Genomic DNA, 23,902 nt, shown 5'->3' on the forward strand with positions numbered 1-23,902 from the left:
TCGACGAAGCCGGTCGCTGCTGCCCGCCAAGCAGCTCGGTGCCCACCGCCCCGAAGCCGGAATTGTCACTACGGACGGTGGTACCGCGTCAAGGCGGGAAAGCGTGCCTTGACCCGGCACCACCGTCCGCGTGCTGGCTTCGGATCGGGGTGGCGGGGGAGGTCTGGGCGGGGTGCGAGTCCGGCGTCGACGTGCTGTTCGAGCTGGTGAAGGGCCTCGAAGGGCGCTCCGACTCAGCCGCAGGAGCCGCAGCGCCCACCCTCCCTCCCTGGGGGAGCCACCCCGCTCCAGCGTATCGAGGGGGTCCGACTTCGAAGCCGGAAAGCCGCTGCCGGGGCCGGAGCTGTCCCCAGCCCCATCGGGTTGTGGGCAACCCCGTCAGGCACGCCGGCTCTTCGGAACCGACCGGCCTCAGGCCGCCGGGATCCAGTCCGGGTTCGAGGCCAGGACGATCAGCTGCTGCGTCGCCCGGGTCAGTGCCACGTACAACACCCGCCGCCCCGTTGTCGACTCCGTGATCAGGTCGTTCGGCTCCACCAGGACCACCGCGTCGTACTCGAGGCCCTTCGAGTCCAGGCTGCCCACGACCTTCAGCCGCTCGTCCGCCTGCCCCGACAGCCAGCCCGCGATCTCCGGGACCCGGTCCATCGCCGTGATGACGCCGACCGTTCCCTCCACCGCGCCCAGCAGCTCCTTCACCGCCGCCTGGGTTGCCGCTGCCAGGCCCGCTGCCTCGACCGGGCGGACCTCCGGCTCCACTCCGGTGCGGCGGACCGCCACCGGCAGCTCGCCGGACTCCGCGTGCCCCGCCACCACCTTGGCCGCCAGGTCGAAGATCTCCGCCGAGTTGCGGTAGTTCGTGCGCAGCGTGAACCGGCGCCGGGCCGTCTTGACGCCGAATGCCTGGTCGCGGGCCGAAGCCGCCTCCGCCGGGTCCGGCCACGAGCTCTGGACCGGGTCGCCGACCACCGTCCAGCTCGCGTACTTGCCGCGCCGGCCGACCATCCGCCACTGCATCGGCGACAGGTCCTGGGACTCGTCGACGACCACGTGCGAGTACTCGTCGTAGTGCTCCGGCCGCGTCGGCGCGCCGCCCGAGCGCTCCGGCTCGACCTCGATCACCTGGCGCCGCTTGCGCTTCGGCGGGGGCCCGACCAGGACGCGCAGCTCGTCCAGCAACGCCACGTCCGCGATCGACCAGCCCCGTGAGCGGTCCGCGAAGTCCGCGGCCAGCATCGAGATCTCCTGGCGGTTCAGGATGCCCTTCGCCGCCGCGGCCAGGCGCTTCTCCTCGCCCAGCCACTTGAGGATCTGCGCCGGGTACAGCACCGGCCACCAGACGACCAGGAAGCGGTGGAAGTCGATCCGCTCGCCCAGGTCGGTGATCAGCTCGGCGCGGTCGATCTGCCGGCCGTCGTCCTTCGCGTGCTCTTCGGCCTTCGCGGCGAGGGCGTCCAGCAGCAGCTCGGCGGCCCGGATCCGCGACCGGTTCGGCGGCGCGCCCTGCGTGTGGGCCTTGCGGCGCACCTTCTCCAGCTCGCGCGCGCCCAGCTTCAGGACTTCGCCGCGGTAGACGATCCGCATCTCCTCCGGCGCCTCCGGCGGCGTGTCCCGCAGCGCCCGCAGCAGCACCTTCCGCATCCGCAGCGACCCCTTCACGGCGGCGAGCGGCGAGGCGTCCTGCCGCGTCGCCTCCAGGCCGTCGAGGACTTCGCCGAGCGCGCGCAGTTCGACGTTCGTCTCACCCATGGAGGGGAGGACCCGCGAGATGTAGCTGGTGAACACGCCCGACGGCCCGATCACCAGCACGCCCGCGCCGCCGAGCTGGCGGCGGTAGCGGTACAGCAGGTAGGCCGCGCGGTGCAGCGCCACCGCGGTCTTGCCGGTGCCCGGCCCGCCGGTGATCTCGGTGACCCCGCGCCACGGCGCCCGGATGACCTCGTCCTGCTCCTTCTGGATGGTCGCGACGATGTCGCGCATCTTCTCGCCGCGCGAACGCCCCAGCGCGGCCATCAGCGCGCCCTCGCCGACGATCTGCATGTCCTCGGGGACGGCGTCGGCGATCAGGACGTCGTCGTCGACGTCGAGGACGTTCTGGCCCGAGCAGCGGATCACCCGCCGCCGCACCACGTCCATCGGTTCCTCGGCCGTGGCCTGGTAGAACGCCGCCGCGGCCGGCGCGCGCCAGTCCGTCACGAGGTTGTCGAACTCGGCGTCGCGGATGCCGAGCCGGCCGACGTAGGTGCGTTCTCCCTCGCGGTCGTCGAGCCGGCCGAAGACGAGGCCCTCGTACTCGGCGTCGAGCGTCTGCAGCGTCTGGTTGGCGTGGTAGACCATCATGTCGCGCTCGAACAGCATCGACGCCTGCTCGAAGATCGCCTCGCGCTGCGCTCCCTGGCCGATCTCGTAGCCCTTCGTCCGCATGGCCTCGGCCTGGACCCGCAGTTCGTCCAGACGGGTGTACACGCGATCGACGTGGGCTTGCTCGATGGCGATCTCGGCCCGTCTGACCCGAGGTTCGGACACGCATGGCTCCTTGACAGCTTTGGGGTCGCCTCCGAGGGCGAAGAACGACTCTACGCGGTGGCCCGGGCGGGGACACCCGTGTCCCGGTCATCCGCGCGGCAGGCCGTCCCCGCACAATCGGGGGGTGACCAGGATCGTGGCCGGGACGGCGGGCGGACGGCGGCTGAAGGTGCCGCCGAAGGGCACCCGGCCGACGTCGGAACGCGTGCGGGAAGCCCTGTTCAACGCTCTGGAGACGGCGGGCGAGCTGGACGGCGCCCGCGTCCTCGACCTCTACGCCGGCTCCGGCGCGCTCGGCCTCGAAGCCCTCTCCCGGGGCGCGGCGGACGCGTTTTTCGTGGAGTCCGACCGGCGTGCGGTGGACGTCCTGCGCGGCAACGTCGCGGCGCTGCGCCTGGGCGGCACGGTCCGGGCGGGGCAGGTCGAGGCGGTGGTCGCGGCGCCCGCGCCGTCGCCGTTCGACCTCGTGCTCGCCGACCCGCCGTACGCCGTGGACGCGGCCGCGCTCGGGTCCGTGCTGGCCGCGCTGGCCGCGGGTGGCTGGCTGACGGCATCGGCGCTGGTGGTGATCGAGCGCGCGGCCCGCGACGGCGAGCCGGACTGGCCGCCGGGCTTCGAGCCGGCGCGCGCGAAGAAGTACGGCGACACGGCCGTGTTCTGGGCGGAGTACACGGCTGTGGCGTGAACCACGCGGCGGAGACCGGGTGCGGCACGGTAGCGTCCGCGCCATGCGGCGTGCGGTCTGTCCCGGTTCCTACGACCCGGCCACCAATGGCCACCTCGACATCATCGAACGGGCCAGCCGGCTGTTCGACGAGGTCGTCGTCGCCGTCGGGGTCAACCGGTCGAAGAAGGGGCTCTTCGAGGTCTCCGAACGGCTCGAGATCCTCGGCGAAATCACCGCGAAGCTCGGCAACGTCCGGATCGACTCGTGGGAGGGCCTGCTGGTCGATTACTGCCGCGACAACGACATCGCGGCGGTCGTCAAGGGCCTGCGCTCGGTCAGCGACTTCGACTACGAGCTGCAGATGGCGCAGATGAACCGCGAGCTCACCGGCGTCGAGACGCTGCTGATGGCGAACAACCCGGCGTACGGCTTCGTGTCCAGCTCGCTGGTCAAGGAGATCTCGGCGCTCGGCGGCGACATCGAGCGCTTCGTGCCGCCGGTCGTCTACGAACGGCTGTCGGAGAAGTTCCCGAAGCTGAGGCGCTGACCCTCCGTTCGTCGGGACTTCGACCCGGAGTTCACGTCCACGTCTCCTGAAAATCATCCGATCGGGTTACGGTCCGAAAATGACCAACTACCGATCGCGCCTGGCTGCCGTCCTGTTCGCGCTCTTGGCGACGCTGTTCGCCGGGGTCACCGCGCCGTCCCCGGCCGTCGCCGCGCAGAACGCCTGCGGGAACCTGTCCGGCTTCTCGCACACGACGCTCTCGGCGCTGCCCGCCGAAGCGACGACGACGTACCAGCTGATCCAGACGAACGGGCCGTTCCCGTACCCGAAGAACGACGGCGTCGTCTTCGACAACCGGGAAGGCATCCTCCCGGCCTGCGCGTCGGGCTACTACCACGAGTACACGGTGCCGACGCCGGGCTCGAGCACCCGCGGCACGCGCCGCATCGTGACCGGCAGCGCCGGCGAGTACTTCTACACCGGCGACCACTACGCCACCTTCAAGGTCATCGACATCAGCGGTGGCGGCACGACGCACGCCTGTGGCGACCTGTCCGGCCTGGCCAAGATCGGCTACACGCAGCTGTCGTCGGCGGCGAAGACCGTCGTGGACAACGTACGGAACGGCACCTCGGCCGGGTCGACCTACGAGAACCGCGAAGGCGTGCTGCCGGCCTGCGCGTCCGGTTACTACAAGCTCTTCGCCGTCGGCACGAACGACCGCGTGATCTCCGGCAAGGCGGGCGAGCTGGCCTACACGCCCGACCGCTACGCCACCTTCAAGCGGATCGACCTGAATTCCTGAACCCGTGCAACGCGCCGCGCCCCCTCGTCCGTGAGGTACACCGGAAGACGGACGAGGAGGCGCGATGCGGGCTGCGGACGACGCGGATTTCCGGGAGTTCGCCCGGGCGCGCGCCTTCGCGCTGAGACGGACGGCGTACCTGCTGTGCGGTGACTGGCACCTCGCGGAGGACCTCGTCCAGCTGACGCTGATCAAGCTGTACCGGGTCTGGCCGAAGATCACCCGGCGGGGACCCGTCGACAACTACGCCCGGCAGGTCCTGCTGCGCTGCTGGCTCGACGAGTCCCGGCGGCCGTGGCGGCGCCGCGAACGCCGGGACGGCGTCGTGCCGGACCGGCCCGCCGTCCTGAGCGACGCCGGGATTTCCGGCCCGCTCCTGCGCGCTCTCGCCGAAGTCCCGCCGAAGCAGCGCGCCGCCGTCGTCCTCCGCTATTGCGCGGACCTGCCGGCGGCAGCGGTCGCGGACGTGCTGCGCTGCTCGGAAGGGACCGTCCGGAGCCAGGCCGCCCGCGGGCTCGAGACCCTCCGGGGCCTGCTCGAGCACAGCACGGAGAGGAGCGCGTGATGACCGACCTCGAAACCCGCCTGCGCGAGGTGACCGTTCCGGAACCGCCGCTGGGCTTCGACCCCGACGAGCTCGCCGGCCGGGCGGCCCGGGACGTCCGCCGGCGCCGCGCCGGGATCGTCGTTTCGGTGGTGGCGGTGGCCGTCGCGGCCGTCGCGTTGTTCACGCCGAGCGAGCCGCGGGTGCCACCGGCCTCGCCGCCGTCCCCGCCGTCGCTCGCCGAGCAGGCGCGGATCCGGCAGGCGCTCGGCGACGCCGTGACCGGGGTGTTCCCCGGGGTGCGGGGCCTGAGGGTCGGCGTGTCCCCGGCGGACGCCATCGGCCCCGGCCGGATGGCCGTGACCGCCGCCTTCGTCGACGCGTCCGGGCGGCCCGGCGACTTCCAGCTGTCGGTGTACGGCAGGCAGGTGCCGGACGAGCACATCCCGTTCGCCCGGTCCTGCGCGGAAGGGGAGCGGGACTGCGAGCGGATCCCGCAGCCCGGTGGCGCGGTCCTGGTGGTGTACGAAACCGGCTTCGTGAGCCCTGGGGGTTTCACGAAGCTGCGCGGCTTCGTCGGCGTCCTCCGCCGGGCCGACGGCTCGACGGTGACGCTCGTCGACGCCGCCGACGACGCCGCCGACTCGGTGCAGCTCAGCGAGGAGCAGCTCGAGCGGGTGATCACCGATCCGGCGTTCGCGCTGCCCTAGGAACTCCGGCGCCGGGCGTGGTCCAGGGGGACACGCCCGGCGCCGGTCGCGTTCACCGCTTCGGCGCCGGATGCGGGCAGACTGGTCCACAGCGACAGGGGATTGGAGTTGCCGTGTACCGGGTTTTCGAGGCGCTCGACGAGCTCGTGACCATCGTCGAGGAGGCGCGCGGCGTCCCGATGACGGCCAGCTGCGTCGTACCCCGCGGCGACGTGCTGGAGCTCCTCGACGACGTCCGCGACGCACTGCCGGCGGAGATCGACGACGCCCAGGACGTCCTCGACAAGCGCGACGACCTGATCCACGCGGCCCGCAAGGAAGCGGGCGAAACGGTGGCGGGCGCGAACGCCGAGGCCGAGCGCGCGATCGCCGACGCGACGGACGAGGCGGAGCGCATCCTCGCCGACGCGCGGGCCCGGGCCGAGCAGATGCTCGCCGACGCCCACGACCAGGCGGACCGCACGGTGGCGGCGGGCCAGGCGGAGTACCAGAACCTCACGGACCGGTCCCGCGCGGAGTCCGAGCGCATGATCCAGGCAGGCCGCGACGCGTACGACCGCGCCATCGAGGACGGCCGGGCCGAGCAGGCCAGGTTGGTGGCCCAGACCGAGGTGGTCCAGGCGGCCCACGCCGAGTCGGCCCGCATCGTGGACGAGGCCCACGCGGAGGCGGACCGCCAGCGCGCGGACTGCGACGCGTACGTGGACGGGAAGCTGGCGGAGTTCTCGGAGCTGCTGGCAACCACGCTGCGAACGGTGGATTCGGGGCGCAACCACTTGCGCTCACCGGCGAACCTGCCGAGTTCGGGTGGGCGACCGACGCTCTACGACTACCAGGTGTGACGAGTCTCTCGGAGCCGAGCTGTCGGCGATCTGGCTGAGCTGTCCACAACCCGGGCGGGCTGTGGACGGTGGGGCCCTCACCTGCGGTTTTCCCGGCTTTTCGTCGGGTGCCGCCGATAGGCTGGACCTGGGACCGGCCCCCTCGGGAGGGCGGGTCCTGCGGCGCAGTCGGAGTGCCGGGTTCGGCGGCTGCCTCACCGGCTCGAACGGGACGTTGACGCTGGACTGGCACCCCGCCCAGTCCTGCCCCGCCGCCCCGATCCGAAGCCAGCACGCGGACGGTGGTGCCGGGTCAAGGCACGCTTTCCCGCCTTGACGCGGTACCACCGTCCGTAGTGACAATCGCGGCTTCGGGGTGGTGGGCACCCGAGCAACCTGAGCTGCAATTCCGAGCGGAAACCAGACGACAGACCCGCACCACGCAGCAGCGACCGGCTTTGCCGAAGCCCTGCTTCGAGCGGGGTCGGATCCGGCAAGGTTCTGCTGGTGTAAGTGCCTACGCTCCGCGATACCGCCGGCGCGCCCGTCGCCCGAGTAGCCCACCCTCTCCGGCAAAGCCGGAGGACCTGCTGCCCAACCGGCTCGAACGGAACGCGGACGCCTAAACCGGCACCCCGCCCAGGCCTGCCCCGCCGCCCCGATCCGAAGCCAGCACGCGGACGGTGGTGCCGGGTCAAGGCACGCTTTCCCGCCTTGACGCGGTACCACCGGCCGTAGTGACAATCGCGGCTTCGGGGTGGTGGGCACCCGAGCAACCTGAGCTGCACTTCCGAGCAGAAACCAGACGACAGACCCGCACCACGCAGCAGCGACCGGCTTTGCCGAAGCCCCTGCTTCGAGCGGGGTGGGATCCGGCAAGGTTCTGCGCTGGACCACCCGCTGCCTCACCGGCTCGAACGGAACGCGGACGCCCAGACCGGCACCCCGCCCAGTCCTGCCCCGCCACCCCGATCCGAAGCCCGTAGTGACAATCGCGGCTTCGGGGTGGTGGGCCCCCGACCCGACCGAGGCGACCCGACATCCGCCCAACTCAGCAGGACCTCCAGGAAAAGACCAGCAGCGACCGAGCCCCACCAAGGGACCGCCGGGTGCCTGCTCAAAAGGGGTGGCGACCAGTGCGTACCCTGGACTGGATGTCCGAGAACAAGACCCCCCAGCTCGACGACCGCAGCCCGTGGGTGATCGACACCCGTGAGCTCGGCCGTCACGCCGGCCTCAGCCGCGCCGTCAAGCGCAGCGTGCCGGTGGAGACGCCGCTCGGCGTCCCCGATGTCATCACCATCGAAGCCGGCTCCGAGCTGGACCTCGATCTGCTGCTCGAGTCCGTCGTCGAAGGCGTCCTCGTCAGCGGCACGGCCACGGCCACCGCGAAGGGCACCTGCGCCCGCTGCCTCGACCCGCTGACCGAAGAGGTCGAGGTCGAGGTCCAGGAGCTGTTCGCCTACCCCGGGTCGGCCACCGAGGAGACCACCGACGAGGACGAGATCCCCCGGCTGGTCGACGACAAGATCGACCTCGAACCCATCGTGCGCGACGCGATCGTGCTGGCCCTCCCGCTGGCCCCGCTGTGCACCGAGGACTGCGCCGGGCTCTGCACGGACTGCGGCGTCAAGTGGGCCGATCTCGAGCCCGGACACGGGCATGAGATGATAGACCCTCGGTGGGCCGCACTCGTCGAGCGCTTCGACGAGAACGCGGGCGAAAAGCCTGGGCCCAGCTGAGCAAGCCTGACGAGCGCCCCAGCTCGTTCCGGAGGAAAGTTCGCTCGCACGACCGCGAGCAGACCGTCATAAGGAGATCTACTCGTGGCCGTCCCGAAGCGGAAGATGTCGCGATCCAACACGCGCTCCCGCCGCAGCCAGTGGAAGGCGGCTCCGGTGCAGCTGGTGCCCTGCTCCAACCGCGCCTGCAAGCAGCCGAAGCTCCAGCACGTCGCGTGCCCGTCGTGCGGCCAGCACAACGGCCGCCAGGTCGTCGAGCCCGCCTGATCGGGTCGCCGACATGGGGGGCAAGACGCCCGGGGGACCAGTAGCCGATCGGGCGCTGTTGCTCGAAGCGCTCGGGGTCACCTTGGACCCCGAGCTGCTCCGGCTTTCGCTGACCCACCGTTCGTACGCGTACGAAAACGGAGGTCTGCCGCCGAACGAGCGGCTGGAGTTCCTCGGTGATGCCGTGCTCAGCCTCGTCGTCACCGATCACCTCTACACCACACACCCCGACCTGCCCGAAGGGCAGCTCGCGAAGCTCCGCGCCAGCGTGGTCAACATGCACGCACTGGCGCGGGTGGCCCGCGGGCTCGGCGAGGGCGGGCTCGGGGCGCACCTGCTGCTCGGCAAGGGCGAAGAGCTCACCGGCGGCCGCGACAAGGCGAGCATCCTCGCCGACGGGCTGGAAGCCGTCATCGGCGCCGCCTACCTCGAGCACGGCATCGAGATCGCCCGCAAGCTCGTGCACCACCTCTTCGACCCGCTGCTCGCCGAAGCGCCGCTGCGCGGGGCCGGGCTCGACTGGAAGACGAGCCTGCAGGAGCTGACGGCGTCGGCCGGGCTCGGCGTGCCCGAGTACAAGGTCGAGGACACCGGGCCGGACCACCGCAAGGAGTTCACGGCCACCGTGCTGGTCGCCGGCCGTCCCCTCGGCCACGGCACCGGGTCGACGAAGAAGGAAGCCGAGCAGAAGGCCGCCGAGACGGCCTGGCGTTCGCTGTCCGCCGAACTCGAGGCCCAGCAGAAGGCCGAACCGGAGTCCTGATCAGCGGGAACCCTCGTTGACGCTTTGCCGGACCGCTCAGTAGCGTGTGGACATCCGCCGCCCCGTGCTCACTGAGAGGTCTGGCGGATGCGTCTGCTCTTCGTACCCCTGATCGCCGCGGCGCTCGTCGTCGTCCCCGGCTCGCCGGCGTCGGCCGCGCAGATCCGGGTCACCTCCCTGGCCGCGCTGCAGTCGGCGATGGACAAGGCGAACGCCGGGGACACGATCGTCCTGGCCGACGGCTCCTACTCCGCGAGTTCGACGTTGTCGATCCACCGGGCCGGCACCGCTTCGGCGCCGGTGACGATCGCCGCCGAGCACACCGGCAAGGCGACGATCACCGGCTCGAAGACGTTCTCCTTCGCCGGCGGTGTCCACCACGTCGTGCTGCGGGGGTTCAAGTTCCGGGGAAGCGCTTCCCTGAGCGTCCCGGCCGGGGCGTCGCACAACCGCCTGTCCCGCAACGACTTCCAGCTCACCGGCGACGGCAACTGGGTCTCGGTCAACGGTGACGACACCGAGGTCGACCACAACGTCTTCCAGAACCGCACCAGCCAGGGCGTGTTCCTGCAGATCCTCGGCCCCTCGGCCGCCATGGCGCAGAACGTCCGCGTGCACCACAACTACTTCTACAACCACCAGTTCAGCGGCGACAACGGCGGCGAATCGATCCGGCTCGGGCTGAGCAACCACCAGTCCTACTCCGCGCACGCCATCCTCGAATACAACCTTTTCGAGAAGGCCGACGGCGACAGCGAGGCGATCTCGGTCAAGTCGTCGGACAACGTCATCCGCTACAACACCATCCGTGACAGCAAGGGCTACATCGTGCTGCGCCACGGCAACCGCAGCACCGTCGAGGGCAATGTGCTCTTCAACTCCGGGATCCGCTTCCACGGCAACGACCACAAGATCGTCGGCAACTACGTCGCGAACTCCGGCGGGCGGGCGATCGTGTTCGGCTCGGGTGACGAGGCCGACAGCGGACCGACGAGCAAGCTGCACGACCGCCCGGACCGCGACACCGTCGCCTACAACACGGTGCTCGGGTCGAACAGCGTCATCGACGGTGACGGCGGCGACTTCAAGCCGAAGGACTGCGTGGTCGCGGACAACATCGTCAAAGGCACCTCGGGGACGCTGGTGACGCTGCCGAGCGGGTCGACGGTCAAGTACGAGGGCAACATCACCTTCGGCGGCGCCGCCGGGATGCCGTCGCGGAACGTCGACCCGAAGCTGGTCAAGGACGCGGCCGGGCTCTACCGGCTGGCGTCGGGCAGCCCCGCGGTCAACGCCGGTGTCGGGTCGTACCCGTACGCGGCGAAGGACTTCGACCTGCAGACCCGCTCGGGCACCTTCGACGTCGGCGCCGACGAGTACTTCGCCTCGGGAACGACCCGGGTTCCGCTGGCGAAAGCCGACGTCGGGCCCACCGCTCCGTAGGTGCCTTTTCAAGAAATGTCGGACCCCCCGGGCACAATGGCCGCATGCCCGAACTTCCCGAGGTCGAAGTCGTCCGCCTGGGCCTGCAGGCGCACGTCGCGGGGCGGACCATCCGCCAGGCGGAGGTCCTGCACCCGCGCGCCATCCGCCGGCACGCCCTGGGCGCGGAGGACTTCACGCAGCGGCTCGCCGGCACCCGCGTCGAGGCGGCGCGGCGCCGGGGCAAGTACCTGTGGCTGGAGCTCTCCGACAAGGAGGCGCTGCTGGCCCACCTCGGCATGAGCGGGCAGATGCTCGTCCAGCCGGAGGACGCGCCGGACGAGAAGCACCTGCGGGTGCGGCTGCGCTTCGACGACGGCGGGCCGGAGCTGCGGTTCGTCGACCAGAGGACGTTCGGCGGCCTGGCGCTGGACGACCTGAGCGACATCGGCGGTGACGTCCTGCTCCCGGACACGATCGCCCACATCGCCCGCGACCCGATGGACCCGGAGTTCGACCTCGACACGGCGGTGCGCGCGCTGCGGTCCCGGCGCACGGAGGTCAAGCGCGCGCTGCTCGACCAGACACTGGTGTCGGGCATCGGCAACATCTACGCGGACGAAGCGTTGTGGCGGGCGCGCCTGCACTGGGCCCGGCCGACCGAAAAGCTCACCATGGCGAAGGGCCGCGAGCTGCTGTCGGCGGCGTCGGACGTGATGAACGCGGCCCTGGGCGCGGGCGGCACGTCGTTCGACGCACTGTACGTGAACGTGAACGGGCAATCGGGGTACTTCGACCGGTCGCTGGACGCGTACGGCCAGGAAGGGATGCCGTGCCACCGGTGCGGCACGGCGATCCGGCGGGAGCCGTTCATGAACCGTTCGTCGTTCTCGTGCCCGCGGTGCCAGCCGCGGCCACGGGCGAACTCGGGTTGATCGCGGAGGTGGGCCTTTCAGCTAGGATGAATACGCCTGGTAGCTGAGGGAGTGCATCGTGGTCAAGGAGCCCGGAAAGTCGACGCTGGCCGACAAGATCGACCGGCTGTTCCACGTGGTCCGCAGGCCCGATCGGGAGCCGTACAGCAACGAAGAGGTCGCCAAGGCCTGCCGCGAAGCGACGGGCGAGAGCTTTTCGACGACGTACTTGTGGCAGCTGCGCACGGGCCGCCGCGACAACCCGACCAAGCGGCACCTCGAGGCACTGGCCCAGTTCTTCGGCGTGCCCCCGGCGTACTTCTTCGACGACGAGCAGAGCCGGAAGATCGCGGAGGAGCTGGCGTTGCTGGGCGCGCTGCGCGACGCGGGGGTCCGGGACCTGGCGCTGCGCGCGGTGACGTTGTCCTCGGACGGCCTGGACACGATCAGCGACATGATCGACGCGATCGCCCGGAGGGAGGCCGGCCGCCCGAAGAAGGAGGGCTGAGGGTGGCGGTGCGTCCGCCGTCGGAGCCGGCCGCGGGCGCGCACCGCCGGTCCGAGTCCCGGGTCGCCGGTGTGGAACCATGTGCGGCGTCTGCGCGTCGGAATTTCCCCGGCCGCGCAACCACACGCGCTTTGCCGCGTTGAACCTGCCGAAGCCGTTCGGCCGGGGCGTGGCGAGGGAGGCCTGAGAGTGGCGCGACCATCCTTGCGGCGGCGACCGGCCCGGTCACTGTGGAAACGGGCCCGCGAAGTCGCCGATGCCGTGAGCCTGCCCGAACCGTTCGACGCCGAGGGCTTCGTCGCGGCGCTGGCCGCCGAGCGGGGGCGTCCCATCGAGCTGATGCCCGTCAGCGCTCCCGAAGGCGCGCCGTGCGGACTGCTGATGAGCACCGAGCGCGCCGACTACATCCTCTACCCGACCAACACGACCGCCCTGCACCGGCGGCACATCCTGCTGCACGAGGTCGGGCACCTGCTGTGCGGGCACGTCGGCGCCGACGCGGGCGCGGACGGCGTCGCGATCGACGCCGCCGCCGGGCGGCAGCTCATGCCGAACCTCTCGCCCGAGCTCGTCCGGCGCGTGCTCGGGCGCACCACCTACTCGGCCGCCGAGGAACGCGAAGCCGAACTGGTCGCGACCCTGCTCGCGCAGCGCGTGGTCCGGCCGGCCGAGCCGCGCGAACCCGCGCCCGGCGTCCCGGACGGCGTGCGGCGCTTCGATTCCCTGTTCGGCCGCCGCACGCCGTGATCGAAAGCCTCGCCTACTACCTCTGCCTCGCGGGGTTCGCCGGGTTCGGGTACAAGCTGATCGAGGCGCGCCGCAGCCAGCCGCCGCGCACGATGTGGTTCCTCGCCGGGTTCGGCATCTGCATCGCCACCGGCATCGTCGTGCTGACGCCGGCGATGTCGGCCCTCGCCGGCCCCGGCCCGGTGGCCGAGTGGGTCCTGAGCTTGGCCGGCGACGAGCTGAAGCTGGGCGCGATCGGCTTCGCGGTGGCCTTCACCCAGTCGGTGTGGCGCGGCGACAGCGCCCGGCTCGCGCCCCACGCGCTGTTCACCGGGGCGACGATGGTGCTGCTGGCGGTGTGCTTCGCGCTGTCCGAACCGCGGCGCGTCGGCGACGACACGGTCTTTTCGGGCGCGGGCCTGCCGTTCGCGTTGGGCGACAAGGTGTTGTTCCTGCTCTACAGCCTGATCAGCCTCGGGTTGCTGCTGGCGGTGTTCGTGCGCAGCGCGTGGCACGCGGAGCCGGGGCCGCTGCGGGCGGGGCTGTGGTTGCTGGTCATCGGCGTGGGCGCGGCGACCGCGTGGACGTTCTGGGACGTCGACGACGTCCTCCAGCTGGCCCGCACGGCCCGGATCGGCGCCCGCGAAGACCTCCCGTCTTCGATCCTCGCGGCGGTGACGGTCGGTTTCGTGGCCGCGGGGGCGACGCTCAGCGCCTGGTCGCCGGCGGTGTCGTCGCTGATCGGCCGGGTGCGCGCGTACCGTGCGTACCGCCGCATCGAGCCACTGTGGACGGCGCTGCGCACGGCGGTCCCGGGCATCGCCCTCGACCCGGGCCGCGAGCTGGCGGGGGGAGCGGAGTTCGCGCTGTACCGCAGGGTGATCGAAATCCGCGACGGCCACTTGGCGCTGCGAGCCCACTTCGACCCCGACCTCCCACCCCGAGCCGAGGCGGCGGCCCGCCGAGCGGGAGTCCGCGAGACGGAGGTGGCGGCCACGGTCGAGGCGGTGACCCTGGCGGCGGCGATCGAGGCGGGCCGAGCGGGAAGGCGCTTCGACCGCGAGCAGGGACCCGAGCCGGCCCCCGAGCCGCAGCCGGACACGGAGGCGGACGTGGCGGCAGAGGCGGCCTGGCTGGTCCGGGTGAGCCGCGCCTGGCGCCGCCGCGACGCAGTGGTGGACCGGGTCGAGGCGGCCGCGCCCGGCTGACCGGGTACGAGCCTGCACCGCCAGTCGGGGTGGGGCTGCTCGCAGGGGGTGAGCCTGCCGCCGGGGTGAGCCTGCCGCCGGAAGCTCCTCGCCGCGACTGCTGGCCCCGGCTCCGACCGCTTAGCGCGGGTAGCGAGCCCCGTTCACCGTCACCCTCAGCGTGTACAGCGAGCTCGAGGCCGTGATGAACAGCTCGTTGCCTCGCGCGCCGCCGAACGTGAAGTTCGAGCACACCTCCGGGATGCGCAGCTTGCCGATGCGCGTTCCGTCCGGTGCGAAACAGTGCAGCCCGTCGTGGGCCGCCGCCCAGACGTGGCCTTCGCTGTCGACCCTCACGCCGTCGAAACCGCCGCTGTCGCTCGTCGCGAAGATCTCGCCGCCCGACAGGCGGCCGTTCTCGCCCACCGCAAACACCCTGATGTGGCTCGGTGTCTGGCGTGTGTCCGCGATGTACAACCGGGACTCGTCCGCCGAAAACGCCAGGCCGTTCGGGCGGCTGAAGTCGTCCGCCGCGATCTCCACCGTGCCGTCCGGGGCCGCGCGGTACACGTGGCACGCCCCGATCTCGCTCTCCGCCCGGTACCCCTCGTAGTCGCTGTCGATTCCGTAACTCGGGTCGGTGAACCAGATTGACCCGTCCGAGTGCTCGACCACGTCGTTCGGGCTGTTCAGCCTCTTGCCCCGGTACTCCGAGGCCAGCACCGTGATCGAGCCGTCGGGCTCGGTGCGCGTCACGCGGCGGGGACCCTGCTCGCAGCTGATCAACCGGCCCCGGCGGTCCACCGTGTGACCGTTCGCGTACCCGGACGGCTGACGGAAGACGCCGACCTGGCCCGTCGTCTCGTCCCAGCGGAGGGTGCGGTCGTTCGGGATGTCGCTGAACACCAGGTAGCGCCCCGCCGGGAAGTACGCCGGCCCCTCCGTCCAGCGGCAGCCCGTGTGCAGGCGCTGCGTCCACTCGTCGCCGTTGACGCGGGCGAACCGCTCGTCCAGCACCTGGAAGTCCGTCTTGATCAGGTCCATCACCAGCTCCTCATGAGATTCTGCCAAGAGCATGGATCACCGAACCTGATACGGTCAACACGTGGATGAAGTAGATCGCATGCTGCTCAGCGAGCTCCAGCGTGACGCGACGCAGGCGTACGCCGCCCTCGGGAAAGCCGTCGGGCTCTCCGCGGGTGCCGCCCACGAACGCGTGCGCAAGCTCCGGGAGCAGGACGTCATCCGGCGGACCACCGTGGACGTCGACCCGGCCGCCGTCGGGCGCGGGGTCGCGGCCTTCGTGCTCGTCGAAGCGAACGCCTGGATGGGCGACCACCCCGTGCGCGAAGCCCTGGAGGCACTGCCCGAAGTCGTGGAGGCGCACGTCATCGCCGGCCCGGCGTCGCTGCTGGTCAAAGTGCGCACCGCCACCACCGAAGGCCTCCAGTCGTCGCTGCGCCGGCTCTTCGCGATCGACGGCGTCACGGGCACGCAGACCATCGTGGTCCTCGACTCCTTCTTCGAGCGGCCGGTGGACACCCGGAACTGAACGCGACGACCCGAAACGACCCTCCGCCGTGCACACTACTGCGCAATGCGTGGTACCTTCCCAAGCGTAAGACTGGAGGGTGCAGTGGAGATCAGTCAGCTGCTCAAGGGCGTGCTCGATCTCGCCGTCCTCGCGGTGCTCCGCGAGGAAGACGGCTACGGGTACGACGTACTGAGAAGACTCCGGGCCGCCGGCCTGGACGAGGTGGGGGACGCGTCGGTGTACGGGACGTTGCGCAGGCTCTACAAGGCCGGCCTGCTGACCTCGTACGTCGTACCCAGCGAAGAGGGCCCCCACCGCAAGTACTACAGCCTGAACGAGCCGGGCCGGGCGCGCCTCGCCGAGTCGGGCAAGACCTGGCAGAGCTTCGCTTCGACGATGAACGTGCTTTTGGGAGAGGCAGCATGAGCGACAAGCCGACCGCCGTGCGGGTGTATCTGGCGCGGGTCCGGACCGCGCTCGCCGACCTGCCCGCGAGCGAGATCGAAGAGATCCTCGAGGACGTCCGCCCGCACCTGGCGGAACTCGAAGCCGAACTGGGGGAGGGCGCGCGCGTCGAGGCCCTGATCGAACGGCTCGGCTCGCCCGAGAGCTACGCCGCCGAGCTGCGCGCGTCCGGGGGCTACCCGGCGCCGGGCGAGGGGGCGACGCAGATGCTCACGACGCCCGCGCCCAGCCTGCTGAAGCCGCGGATCGCGTTGTGGGGCCTGGTATTCTGCGCGCTGGGGCTCGCCATGCTCGCCTTCGGCGCCACCGTCTCCCGCAGTCCCGACGCCTTCGTCGGCCTGTTCCTGTTCGCGCCGGTCTTCCTCGTCAGCCTCGTGCTGCTGCTGCGCGGCGGGGTCGAGCCGGTGCTGGCCCTGCCGGAAGCCGGGTGGCTGCGCGCCACGATGGCCAAGGGCCGGGATCAGGAGGACACCGGCAAGTTCCTGCGCTACCTCGGCTCGCTCAAGCCGGCGTGGTGGGTGTTGTGCGCCGTCGTGCTGGTCGCGCTGGGGCTGCTGTTCATGCTGCAGCGCCGCAGTGGCGTGCTGTTGCTGCCGTTCCTGATCCTCGCGGCCGTCGCGGCCCTGTGGGCCGGGCCGCGGGTGCGGGGCGACCGGAAGCTGCTGTGGGTGGTCGTGCCGATCTCGGCGTTCGTCATCGGTGGCGCACTGGGCGGCTTCGGCGCCGCGATCGACCTCTTCGCCCGCGGGACGTCCTACTCGGGCCCGTCGTCGTACTACCCGTCGGCGTCCGACAATTACGGCAACGACCAGCTGACCTACGGCGGCCGAGACGTCGAGAACGTCTACGCCTTCGACGCCGAGGGCAAGCCGCTGACCGAGGTCTACCTCTACGACGAGGAGGGCCGGCCGCTCACGGTGACCCGCTACGGCTGCGAGCGCTCGACCGGCGGGAAGCAGAAGATCGGCGAGGACAACCGGTTCCCGCGGCCGAAGATCGAGCAGGGCGTCACCGACGACCGGGGCAGCTTCAACGGCTACAACGGCTACCGCGGTGCCTGCCGCGAGCTGGCGGGCGTGCCGTTCAGCGCCGCGATCCCGAAGGTGACGGCGCCGCCCGCGACCACCACGTCACCGGCTCCGCCGACGACACCGACCAGGTAGGGGGACGGGAGCGGTCGGGGCCGCTCCCGATGCGGCGAAGGCCGCCTCCGGGGATCCCGGAGGCGGCCTTCGAACTGGGGGTGTCAGTGGCCGAACGCGCTGCGCGCCGCGAGGTCCGCCAGCAGCGCGCGGCCCTTTTCGGCGTTGCGCGGCTGGGACAGCACGTCGTAGCGGCGGGCCACCAGCTGGCTCTGCGAGATGAAGCCGCGCTTGTTGCGGTTCACCGCGTAACCCAGCGCGCCGAAGAGCAGGTTGAACCCGAGACCGGCGACCAGGCCGATCACGATCGGGACCATCCCGGCGCCGGGGTTCAGCAGGCTGAGCATCAGGCCGAGGAACAGGCCGAACAGCGCACCGGACGTCGCCGCGCTGCCGAGGACCTTGCCCCACGACATCTTGCCCGCGACCCGCTCGACGAGCATCGGTTCCACGCCCACGATCGTGACGTCGGTGACGGGGAAGTCCGCGCCCGCGAGGTGGTCGACCGCCCGCTGTGCCTGCTCGTAGGACTCGTACGAACCGATCGGCCAGCCGGTGGGCAGGGTCGGCAGCTGGGGCCGGGCCTGCTGCTGTCCGATCGTGGTCTGCGTGAATGCTGTGGTCATCGATCTCACCTCTCTTGCCCCGTTCAACGTGCGAAGGCCCCGGATTCCTCCCGTGACGGCGGATTCACAGACTCTTCTCAGCCGGGCATCCCGGACAATCCGAACGTCGTCACAATGGCTCAAAAAGATACCTTTGTTCCGGTTGACCCGGCGAGGCTCACCGGGTAGGAAGGACCGGCAAAGGATTCATACCAAACCTTTGGGGCGACGATGGCACGCAGGCGAGGCATGCTCACGCTCGACGAACTCCGGGCGCGCGTGGACGCGGGCACGATCGACACCGTGCTCGTCGCGCTCACCGACATGCAGGGCAGGCTGCAGGGCAAGCGCTGCTCGGCGGAGTACTTCCTGGACGAGGTCGTCGGCCACGCCACCGAGGCCTGCAACTACCTGCTCGCCGTCGACGTCGACATGAACACCGTCGACGGCTACGCGCTCTCCTCCTGGGACAGCGGCTACGGCGACTTCGTGCTGCGCCCCGACTTCGACACCCTGCGGGAGATTCCCTGGCAGGAGGGCACCGCGCTCGTCCTCGCCGACGTCGAGCGCGTGCAAGGCGGCGCTGTCAGCGTGTCGCCCCGGCAGATCCTGCGCCGCCAGCTCGACCGGCTCGCCGAACGCGGGCTCGCCGCCTTCGTCGGCACCGAGCTCGAGTTCATCGTCTTCGACGACACCTACGAAGCCGCCTGGGACAAGCGCTACCACGGCCTGAAGCCCGCCAACCAGTACAACGTCGACTACTCGATGCTCGGCACCGCACGCCTGGAGCCGCTCCTGCGCCGCATCCGCAACGACATGGCCGGCGCCGGCCTCTACCCCGAGTCCGCCAAGGGCGAGTGCAACCCCGGCCAGCAGGAGATCGCCTTCCGCTACACCGATGCCCTGAGCACCTGCGACAACCACAGCGTCTACAAGAACGGCGCCAAGGAGATCGCCGCGCAGGAGGGCAAGAGCCTCACCTTCATGGCGAAGTACAACGAGCGCGAAGGCAACTCCTGCCACATCCACATCAGCCTGCGCTCCACCGAGGGCCGCGCCGTGCTGGCCGGGGACGGCGAGCACGGCTTCTCGAAGCTGATGGAGCACTTCCTCGCCGGCCAGCTCGCCGGGCTGCACGAGCTGACGTACTTCTTCGCGCCGAACATCAACTCCTACAAGCGGTTCGTGCCCGGCAGCTTCGCACCGACCGCGATCGCGTGGGGCACCGACAACCGCACCTGCGCGCTGCGCGTCGTCGGGCACGGCGAGTCGCTGCGCGTGGAGAACCGGGTGCCGGGCGGGGACGTCAACCCGTACCTCGCCGTCGCCGCGCTCATCGCCGCCGGCCTGCATGGCATCGAGAACGAGCTGGAGCTCGAAGAACCCTTCACCGGCAACGCCTACCACTCCGATCGCGGCACGGTGCCGACGACCTTGCCCGAAGCCGCCGCGGCCCTGGCCGGCAGCGACCTGGCGCGCGCGGCCTTCGGCGACGACGTCGTCGACCACTACCTGAACGCGGCGAAGATCGAGGTCGACGCCTACAACGCCGCCGTCACCGACTGGGAGCTGATCCGTGGCTTCGAACGGCTCTGACGACCGGCCCGTCATCGGGCTGACGTCCTACCTGGAGCCCGCGAAGTTCCTGGTCTGGGACACCGAAGCCGTGCTGCTGCACCGGGTCTACGTCGACTGCGTCGTCGCGGCCGGCGGCATCCCGGTGCTGCTGCCCCCGGTGTCCGACGCGTACGAGCGGCTGGTGTCCACTGTGGACGGACTGGTGCTCACCGGCGGCGCCGACGTCGAGCCCGCCCGCTACGGCCACGAGCCGCACCCGGCCACCTACGTCCGCCCCGAGCGGGACGCCTTCGAGTTCGGCCTGTTCGCCGCGGCCCGGCGCGCCCGCAAGCCGGTGCTGGGCGTGTGCCGCGGCCTGCAGGTGATGAGCGTCGCCCTCGGCGGCACCCTGACCCAGCACCTGCCCGAAAGCGCGCGGACGACCGAACACCAGCCCGCCCCGGCGACGTTCGGCCGGGGGACCGTCACGCTCGCCGAGGGCAGCCGGGCGGCGGCGATCCTCGGCTCCGAAACCAAGACCCTCTGCTACCACCACCAGGCGATCGACCGGCTCGGCACCGGCCTGGAGGCCGTCGGCCGGTCCGCCGACGGCACGATCGAGGCCGCGGAGGTGCCCGGTGAGTTCACCCTCGGTGTCCAGTGGCACCCCGAGCAGGACAGCGACGACGTCCGGCTGTTCCAGGCTCTCGTCGAAGCGAGCAAGGAGAACCGATGAGCACCTTTGACGTCCTGAACCCGGCCACCGAGGAGGTGGTGCGGAGCGTCCCCCTGACCAGCGCCGAAGAGGCCGACGCGGCGATCGCCCGCGCTCAGGCCGCGTTCCCGGCCTGGCGCGACGTCACCCCCGGCGACCGCGCGCGCCTGCTGCGCCGCTTCGCCGACGCCGTCGAGGCCGACATCGAGCACCTCGCGCGGCTGGAGGTCGAGAACTCCGGGCACACCATCGGCAACGCCCGCTGGGAGGCCGGCAACGTCCGTGATGTCCTCAACTACTACTCCGCCGCCCCGGAACGCCTGATCGGCCAGCAGATCCCGGTGCCCGGCGGCATCAACGTCACCTTCCAGGAGCCCCTGGGCGTGGTCGGCGTGATCGTGCCGTGGAACTTCCCGATGCCGATCGCCGGCTGGGGGTTCGCGCCCGCGCTCGCCGCCGGGAACACCGTCGTCCTCAAGCCCGCCGAGCTGACGCCGCTGACCGCCCTCCGGCTGGCCGAGCTGGCGCGCGAGGCGGGCATCCCGGAGGACGTCTTCCAGGTGCTGCCCGGCAAGGGGGCCGTGGTCGGGCAGCGGTTCGTCGACCACCCGGCCGTGCGCAAGGTCGTCTTCACCGGCTCCACCGAGGTCGGCAAGCAGATCATGGCGGGCTGCGCGGCGCAGGTGAAGCGCGTGACGCTGGAGCTCGGCGGCAAGAACGCCAACATCGTCTTCGCCGACTCCGACCTGGAGAAAGCCGCGGCGACCGCGCCCTACGGCGTCTTCGACAACGCCGGCCAGGACTGCTGCGCCCGGTCGCTCATCCTGGTGCAGGCGAGCGCGTACGACCGCTTCATGGAGCTCCTGGAACCCGCGGTGCACGGCGTCGTCGTCGGCGACCCCGGCGACGAGAAGACCGAGATGGGCCCGCTGATCTCCGCCGCGCACCGGGAGAAGGTGGCTTCCTACGTCCCGGACGACGCACCCGTGGCCTTCCGCGGCACCGCGCCCTCCGGACCGGGCTTCTGGTTCCCGCCGACCGTCGTCACCCCGCCCGACCTGCGCCACCCGCTCGCCGCGGAGGAGGTCTTCGGGCCGGTCGTCGCCGTGGTGCCGTTCGCGGAGGAGGCCGACGCGGTCCGGATGGCCAACGCGACCGAGTACGGCCTGTCCGGGTCGATCTGGACCCGCGACGCCGGCCGCGCGTTCCGGGTTGCGCGCGGCGTCGAATCCGGCAACCTCTCGGTGAACTCGCACTCGTCGGTGCGCTACTGGACGCCGTTCGGCGGCTTCAAGCAGTCCGGCCTCGGCCGCGAGCTCGGCCCGGACGCCGCCGCGGCGTTCACCGAAACCAAGAACGTCTTTCTGAGCACGGAGGAGTAATGGTCCAGCGTTTCGAAGGCCGCGTCGCGGTCATCACCGGCGGCGCCAGCGGCATCGGGCTCGCCTCGGCCCGGCGCCTGGCGAGCGAAGGCGCGAAGGTCGTCATCGCGGACCTCTCGCCGGCCGAGGGCAAGGCGGCCGCCGACGAGATCGGCGGCGCGTTCATCCAGACCGACGTCACCGACGCCGAGCAGGTCGAAAATCTGTTCCACAGCACGGTGGAGCAGTTCGGCTCGGTCGACGTCGCCTTCAACAACGCCGGCATCTCGCCGCCGGAGGACGACTCCATCCTCACCACCGGCATCGAGGCGTGGGACCGCGTGCAGCGGGTCAACCTGACGTCGGTGTACCACTGCTGCAAGGCCGTCCTGCCGCACATGCAGCGCCAGGGCAAGGGATCCATCATCAACACGGCGTCGTTCGTGGCGGTGATGGGCGCGGCGACCTCGCAGATCTCCTACACCGCGTCCAAGGGCGGCGTGCTCGCGATGAGCCGCGAGCTCGGGGTGCAGTTCGCGCGGGAGAACATCCGCGTCAACGCGCTGTGCCCGGGCCCGGTGAACACCCCGCTGCTCAAGGAGCTGTTCGCCAAGGACCCGGAACGCGCGGCGCGGCGGCTGGTGCACGTGCCGGTCGGCCGGTTCGCCGAGCCGGAGGAGATCGCGGCCGCGGTGGCCTTCCTGGCCAGCGACGACGCCAGCTTCATCACCGCGTCGCAGTTCCTGGTCGACGGCGGCATCTCCGGCGCGTACGTCACCCCGATCTAACGCTGCGACTTCTTCTTGACGTCGTAGACCTCCCGCAGGTGGCGCCAGGCGGCGTTGAGCTTCTTGCGCTCTTCGGAGATCTCCTTCTCCCGGCGGCGCAGGATCCGGGTGGCGATCTCGGAGGCGAGGAACGCGCCGGCGGCGAAGGTCAGCGCGCCGACGATCAGGGTCAGGGCGAGCACAGTGGTGGTCATGGTGACCAGCGTCGGAGCGCGGTGGGCGGGTTGTCCCTGCGCAAAGCTAGCGGGTTTCGTTAGCTTTGTGAGGTGACGCACTGGCGCGCCGACGAGTGGGCGGAAGCGGTCCGGGCCGGCATCCGCTCCCGCGGTCTGTCCCTGGACGAGGCCGCGCGGCGCATCGGCGTCCCGACCTCGACGTTGCGCAGCTGGATCGAGCACCGGCACGCGCCGAAGGTGACGGTGTTCGACCACTGGGCCGAGATCGCCGAGGTCACCGGGCTCGGGGAGGCCGAGCTGCTGCGCGTCGCCGGTGTCCTGCCGGACAGCCTCGCGAGCCCGGTGCACGTCGCGCAGGCGGCGAAGGCGCTGCGGGAGGGCATCGACCGGGCCGGGCAGTTCCTCCGGCAGGCCACCGCGCTCGTCTACTCCTCGCCCGGCACGCAGGTGGCGAACGCGATCGCGGCGTCGCCGATCGACTGGGAGATGCGGATCCGCTCGGCCACCCGCGGCGACGAAGTCCGGGTCACCTACCACCACTACGTCGGGATCGTGCCGCCGCGGGACTTCCCCTACGACGACGCCGAGGTGCGCCGGATCATCGAGCACGACGTCCTCGGCGAACTGTGGCGGCCGCTCGGGCTGTACTGGCGGGTCGCCGAGGTGCACGACTGGCACGAGCCGCCCCGGCTGGTCATCCAGGTGCCCGAGCAGGAGGCGACGCGCCCGCCCGCGCCGTCGCCGGTGGTCGCCGCGCCGCCGGTGGTCGTGCTGTCGCCGATCTGGGGTTACGGCGAGCTGCTGGCGTCGCTGGTCGCCGACGGTCTCGGGTTCGGCAACGTCGACTTCCGCTACTTCGGCCTCCCGGACAAGATGGCCGACCGGGTCCGCGTCACCGCCCGTGAGCTGGCCGAACCCGCGCCGCGGCTGGTGCACTCGGTGCCGCCGATCATGCTGCTGCACGGCCTGGCCGTACCCGACCTGACCGGTCGGCTCCCGGTCGTCGTCCGCTACGGGCCGCGGATGCGGGCCCGGGCGGCCCGGATCTACCGGTCGGCGCTGCTCGAAGCCGGGTTCGACGACCCGCTGGAGGGGGCGCGGGCGATCGAGGACGCGGTCGCGGTCCCGCCGGGCTGCAAGCACTTCGAGGTGACCCTGGCCGACGAGGACGTCTTCGACGGCGACCGGCCGTCGCTGGACCGGCTCAACGACTCGGTGGCCTGGCACGCCGAGCAGATCGTCGAGCAGGTCCTGCTGGGTGCGGGCCTGCCGCCGGTGCCGGTGGGCGGGCCGCTGAAACGCCTGGTCCTGCCCTCCGGCCGGGTCCGGCGCCCACCGGCGTTGGCGGGGCAGGTGGTCCGCCGGGTCGCCGAGGCCTGAAGCGCCCCAATGTGGCGTGGGGGGGGGGGGGGGGGGGGGCGGCCCCCAGGGGGTGGGTGGGTGGGGCGC

Annotated in this window: 26 protein-coding genes; 22 read left to right on the plus strand and 4 right to left on the minus strand. The window is 71.3% G+C overall.

Annotation, left to right across the window (positions count from 1 at the left end; translation table 11 throughout):
- Nucleotides 1–411: 411 nt before the first annotated feature.
- The gene (locus ACWEF6_RS24980; protein WP_449685164.1) at nt 412–2,526 is read right to left on the minus strand and encodes a HelD family protein; all 2,115 of its coding nucleotides are present in this window, start codon (nt 2,524–2,526) and stop codon (nt 412–414) included.
- 124 nt (nt 2,527–2,650) lie between these two features.
- Between ACWEF6_RS24980 and rsmD the strand changes: the two genes are divergently transcribed.
- The 14 genes from rsmD (at nt 2,651) to ACWEF6_RS25050 (ending at nt 14,131) form a co-directional block, all read left to right on the plus strand.
- Entirely contained in the window at nt 2,651–3,211 is a 561-nt protein-coding gene (gene rsmD, locus ACWEF6_RS24985; RefSeq protein WP_449685165.1) for a 16S rRNA (guanine(966)-N(2))-methyltransferase RsmD, read from the plus strand.
- 43 nt (nt 3,212–3,254) lie between these two features.
- Nucleotides 3,255–3,740 (plus strand): pantetheine-phosphate adenylyltransferase, encoded by a 486-nt coding sequence (gene coaD, locus ACWEF6_RS24990; RefSeq protein ID WP_449685166.1) that lies wholly within the window; start codon nt 3,255–3,257, stop codon nt 3,738–3,740.
- 79 nt (nt 3,741–3,819) lie between these two features.
- Nucleotides 3,820–4,506, plus strand: a complete 687-nt coding sequence (locus tag ACWEF6_RS24995; protein WP_449685167.1) for a ribonuclease domain-containing protein — start codon at nt 3,820–3,822, stop codon at nt 4,504–4,506.
- A 64-nt stretch (nt 4,507–4,570) separates the two neighbouring features.
- Entirely contained in the window at nt 4,571–5,071 is a 501-nt protein-coding gene (locus tag ACWEF6_RS25000) for a sigma-70 family RNA polymerase sigma factor (protein WP_449685168.1), read from the plus strand.
- Nucleotides 5,071–5,760, plus strand: coding sequence for a hypothetical protein (locus ACWEF6_RS25005; RefSeq protein WP_449685169.1), 690 nt, complete (start codon nt 5,071–5,073; stop codon nt 5,758–5,760). The genes ACWEF6_RS25000 and ACWEF6_RS25005 overlap by 1 nt, the downstream gene beginning before the upstream one ends.
- A gap of 113 nt (nt 5,761–5,873) precedes the next feature.
- Nucleotides 5,874–6,602 (plus strand): DivIVA domain-containing protein, encoded by a 729-nt coding sequence (locus ACWEF6_RS25010; RefSeq protein ID WP_013223687.1) that lies wholly within the window; start codon nt 5,874–5,876, stop codon nt 6,600–6,602.
- Nucleotides 6,603–7,735: 1,133 nt separating this feature from the next.
- A complete protein-coding gene (locus ACWEF6_RS25015; RefSeq protein WP_449685170.1) occupies nt 7,736–8,323 on the plus strand; it encodes a YceD family protein in 588 nt (195 codons plus the stop codon).
- A gap of 84 nt (nt 8,324–8,407) precedes the next feature.
- Nucleotides 8,408–8,590 carry a 50S ribosomal protein L32 gene (gene rpmF / locus ACWEF6_RS25020; protein ID WP_003090635.1) on the plus strand — a complete coding sequence of 61 codons (183 nt, stop codon included), beginning with the start codon at nt 8,408–8,410 and terminating at the stop codon, nt 8,588–8,590.
- 13 nt (nt 8,591–8,603) lie between these two features.
- Nucleotides 8,604–9,353 carry a ribonuclease III gene (gene rnc / locus ACWEF6_RS25025; RefSeq protein ID WP_310974586.1) on the plus strand — a complete coding sequence of 250 codons (750 nt, stop codon included), beginning with the start codon at nt 8,604–8,606 and terminating at the stop codon, nt 9,351–9,353.
- Nucleotides 9,354–9,440: 87 nt separating this feature from the next.
- Nucleotides 9,441–10,796, plus strand: coding sequence for a polysaccharide lyase 6 family protein (locus tag ACWEF6_RS25030; RefSeq protein WP_449685171.1), 1,356 nt, complete (start codon nt 9,441–9,443; stop codon nt 10,794–10,796).
- A gap of 44 nt (nt 10,797–10,840) precedes the next feature.
- Nucleotides 10,841–11,710, plus strand: a complete 870-nt coding sequence (gene mutM / locus ACWEF6_RS25035) for a bifunctional DNA-formamidopyrimidine glycosylase/DNA-(apurinic or apyrimidinic site) lyase (protein WP_449685172.1) — start codon at nt 10,841–10,843, stop codon at nt 11,708–11,710.
- Between the two features lie 58 nt (nt 11,711–11,768).
- On the plus strand, nt 11,769–12,197 hold the full coding sequence (locus tag ACWEF6_RS25040; protein WP_449685173.1) for a helix-turn-helix domain-containing protein: 429 nt from the start codon (nt 11,769–11,771) through the stop codon (nt 12,195–12,197).
- 261 nt (nt 12,198–12,458) lie between these two features.
- The gene (locus ACWEF6_RS25045; protein WP_310974583.1) at nt 12,459–12,944 is read left to right on the plus strand and encodes a hypothetical protein; all 486 of its coding nucleotides are present in this window, start codon (nt 12,459–12,461) and stop codon (nt 12,942–12,944) included.
- A complete protein-coding gene (locus tag ACWEF6_RS25050; protein WP_449685174.1) occupies nt 12,941–14,131 on the plus strand; it encodes an MAB_1171c family putative transporter in 1,191 nt (396 codons plus the stop codon). The genes ACWEF6_RS25045 and ACWEF6_RS25050 overlap by 4 nt, the downstream gene beginning before the upstream one ends.
- A gap of 120 nt (nt 14,132–14,251) precedes the next feature.
- Here ACWEF6_RS25050 and ACWEF6_RS25055 read toward each other — a convergent pair whose 3' ends face one another.
- The gene (locus ACWEF6_RS25055) at nt 14,252–15,154 is read right to left on the minus strand and encodes an SMP-30/gluconolactonase/LRE family protein (protein ID WP_449685175.1); all 903 of its coding nucleotides are present in this window, start codon (nt 15,152–15,154) and stop codon (nt 14,252–14,254) included.
- 61 nt (nt 15,155–15,215) lie between these two features.
- Here ACWEF6_RS25055 and ACWEF6_RS25060 point away from each other — a divergent pair, with 61 nt between their 5' ends.
- The 3 genes from ACWEF6_RS25060 to ACWEF6_RS25070 all read left to right on the plus strand — a co-directional run bounded on the left by ACWEF6_RS25060 (nt 15,216) and on the right by ACWEF6_RS25070 (nt 17,272).
- Complete coding sequence (locus tag ACWEF6_RS25060) at nt 15,216–15,662, plus strand: Lrp/AsnC family transcriptional regulator (protein ID WP_449685176.1); 447 nt, start codon at nt 15,216–15,218, stop codon at nt 15,660–15,662.
- 84 nt (nt 15,663–15,746) lie between these two features.
- Nucleotides 15,747–16,070, plus strand: coding sequence for a PadR family transcriptional regulator (locus ACWEF6_RS25065; protein ID WP_086843254.1), 324 nt, complete (start codon nt 15,747–15,749; stop codon nt 16,068–16,070).
- A complete protein-coding gene (locus tag ACWEF6_RS25070) occupies nt 16,067–17,272 on the plus strand; it encodes a DUF1700 domain-containing protein (RefSeq protein WP_449685177.1) in 1,206 nt (401 codons plus the stop codon). The genes ACWEF6_RS25065 and ACWEF6_RS25070 overlap by 4 nt, the downstream gene beginning before the upstream one ends.
- Before the next feature lie 83 nt (nt 17,273–17,355).
- Here ACWEF6_RS25070 and ACWEF6_RS25075 read toward each other — a convergent pair whose 3' ends face one another.
- Nucleotides 17,356–17,877: a general stress protein gene (locus tag ACWEF6_RS25075; RefSeq protein ID WP_310974577.1), complete on the minus strand. Its 522-nt coding sequence runs from the start codon at nt 17,875–17,877 to the stop codon at nt 17,356–17,358.
- A 210-nt stretch (nt 17,878–18,087) separates the two neighbouring features.
- On the opposite strand from ACWEF6_RS25075, the gene ACWEF6_RS25080 reads away from it, so the two are divergent.
- The 4 genes from ACWEF6_RS25080 to ACWEF6_RS25095 are packed head-to-tail and all read left to right on the plus strand — an operon-like array spanning nt 18,088 to nt 22,277.
- Nucleotides 18,088–19,452, plus strand: coding sequence for a glutamine synthetase family protein (locus ACWEF6_RS25080; protein WP_449685178.1), 1,365 nt, complete (start codon nt 18,088–18,090; stop codon nt 19,450–19,452).
- On the plus strand, nt 19,433–20,149 hold the full coding sequence (locus ACWEF6_RS25085; RefSeq protein ID WP_449685179.1) for a gamma-glutamyl-gamma-aminobutyrate hydrolase family protein: 717 nt from the start codon (nt 19,433–19,435) through the stop codon (nt 20,147–20,149). Before ACWEF6_RS25080 ends, ACWEF6_RS25085 begins: the two co-directional genes overlap by 20 nt.
- Nucleotides 20,146–21,510 carry an aldehyde dehydrogenase family protein gene (locus ACWEF6_RS25090; RefSeq protein WP_449685180.1) on the plus strand — a complete coding sequence of 455 codons (1,365 nt, stop codon included), beginning with the start codon at nt 20,146–20,148 and terminating at the stop codon, nt 21,508–21,510. Before ACWEF6_RS25085 ends, ACWEF6_RS25090 begins: the two co-directional genes overlap by 4 nt.
- Nucleotides 21,510–22,277 (plus strand): 3-oxoacyl-ACP reductase, encoded by a 768-nt coding sequence (locus ACWEF6_RS25095; protein WP_176172298.1) that lies wholly within the window; start codon nt 21,510–21,512, stop codon nt 22,275–22,277. The genes ACWEF6_RS25090 and ACWEF6_RS25095 overlap by 1 nt, the downstream gene beginning before the upstream one ends.
- Here ACWEF6_RS25095 and ACWEF6_RS25100 read toward each other — a convergent pair.
- Complete coding sequence (locus ACWEF6_RS25100) at nt 22,274–22,471, minus strand: hypothetical protein (RefSeq protein WP_449685181.1); 198 nt, start codon at nt 22,469–22,471, stop codon at nt 22,274–22,276. The genes ACWEF6_RS25095 and ACWEF6_RS25100 overlap by 4 nt on opposite strands.
- A 72-nt stretch (nt 22,472–22,543) precedes the next feature.
- On the opposite strand from ACWEF6_RS25100, the gene ACWEF6_RS25105 reads away from it, so the two are divergent.
- Nucleotides 22,544–23,833, plus strand: coding sequence for a helix-turn-helix domain-containing protein (locus ACWEF6_RS25105; protein ID WP_449685182.1), 1,290 nt, complete (start codon nt 22,544–22,546; stop codon nt 23,831–23,833).
- The last annotated feature ends 69 nt before the right edge of the window (nt 23,834–23,902 follow it).

Source organism: Amycolatopsis sp. NPDC004772 (assembly GCF_053601215.1).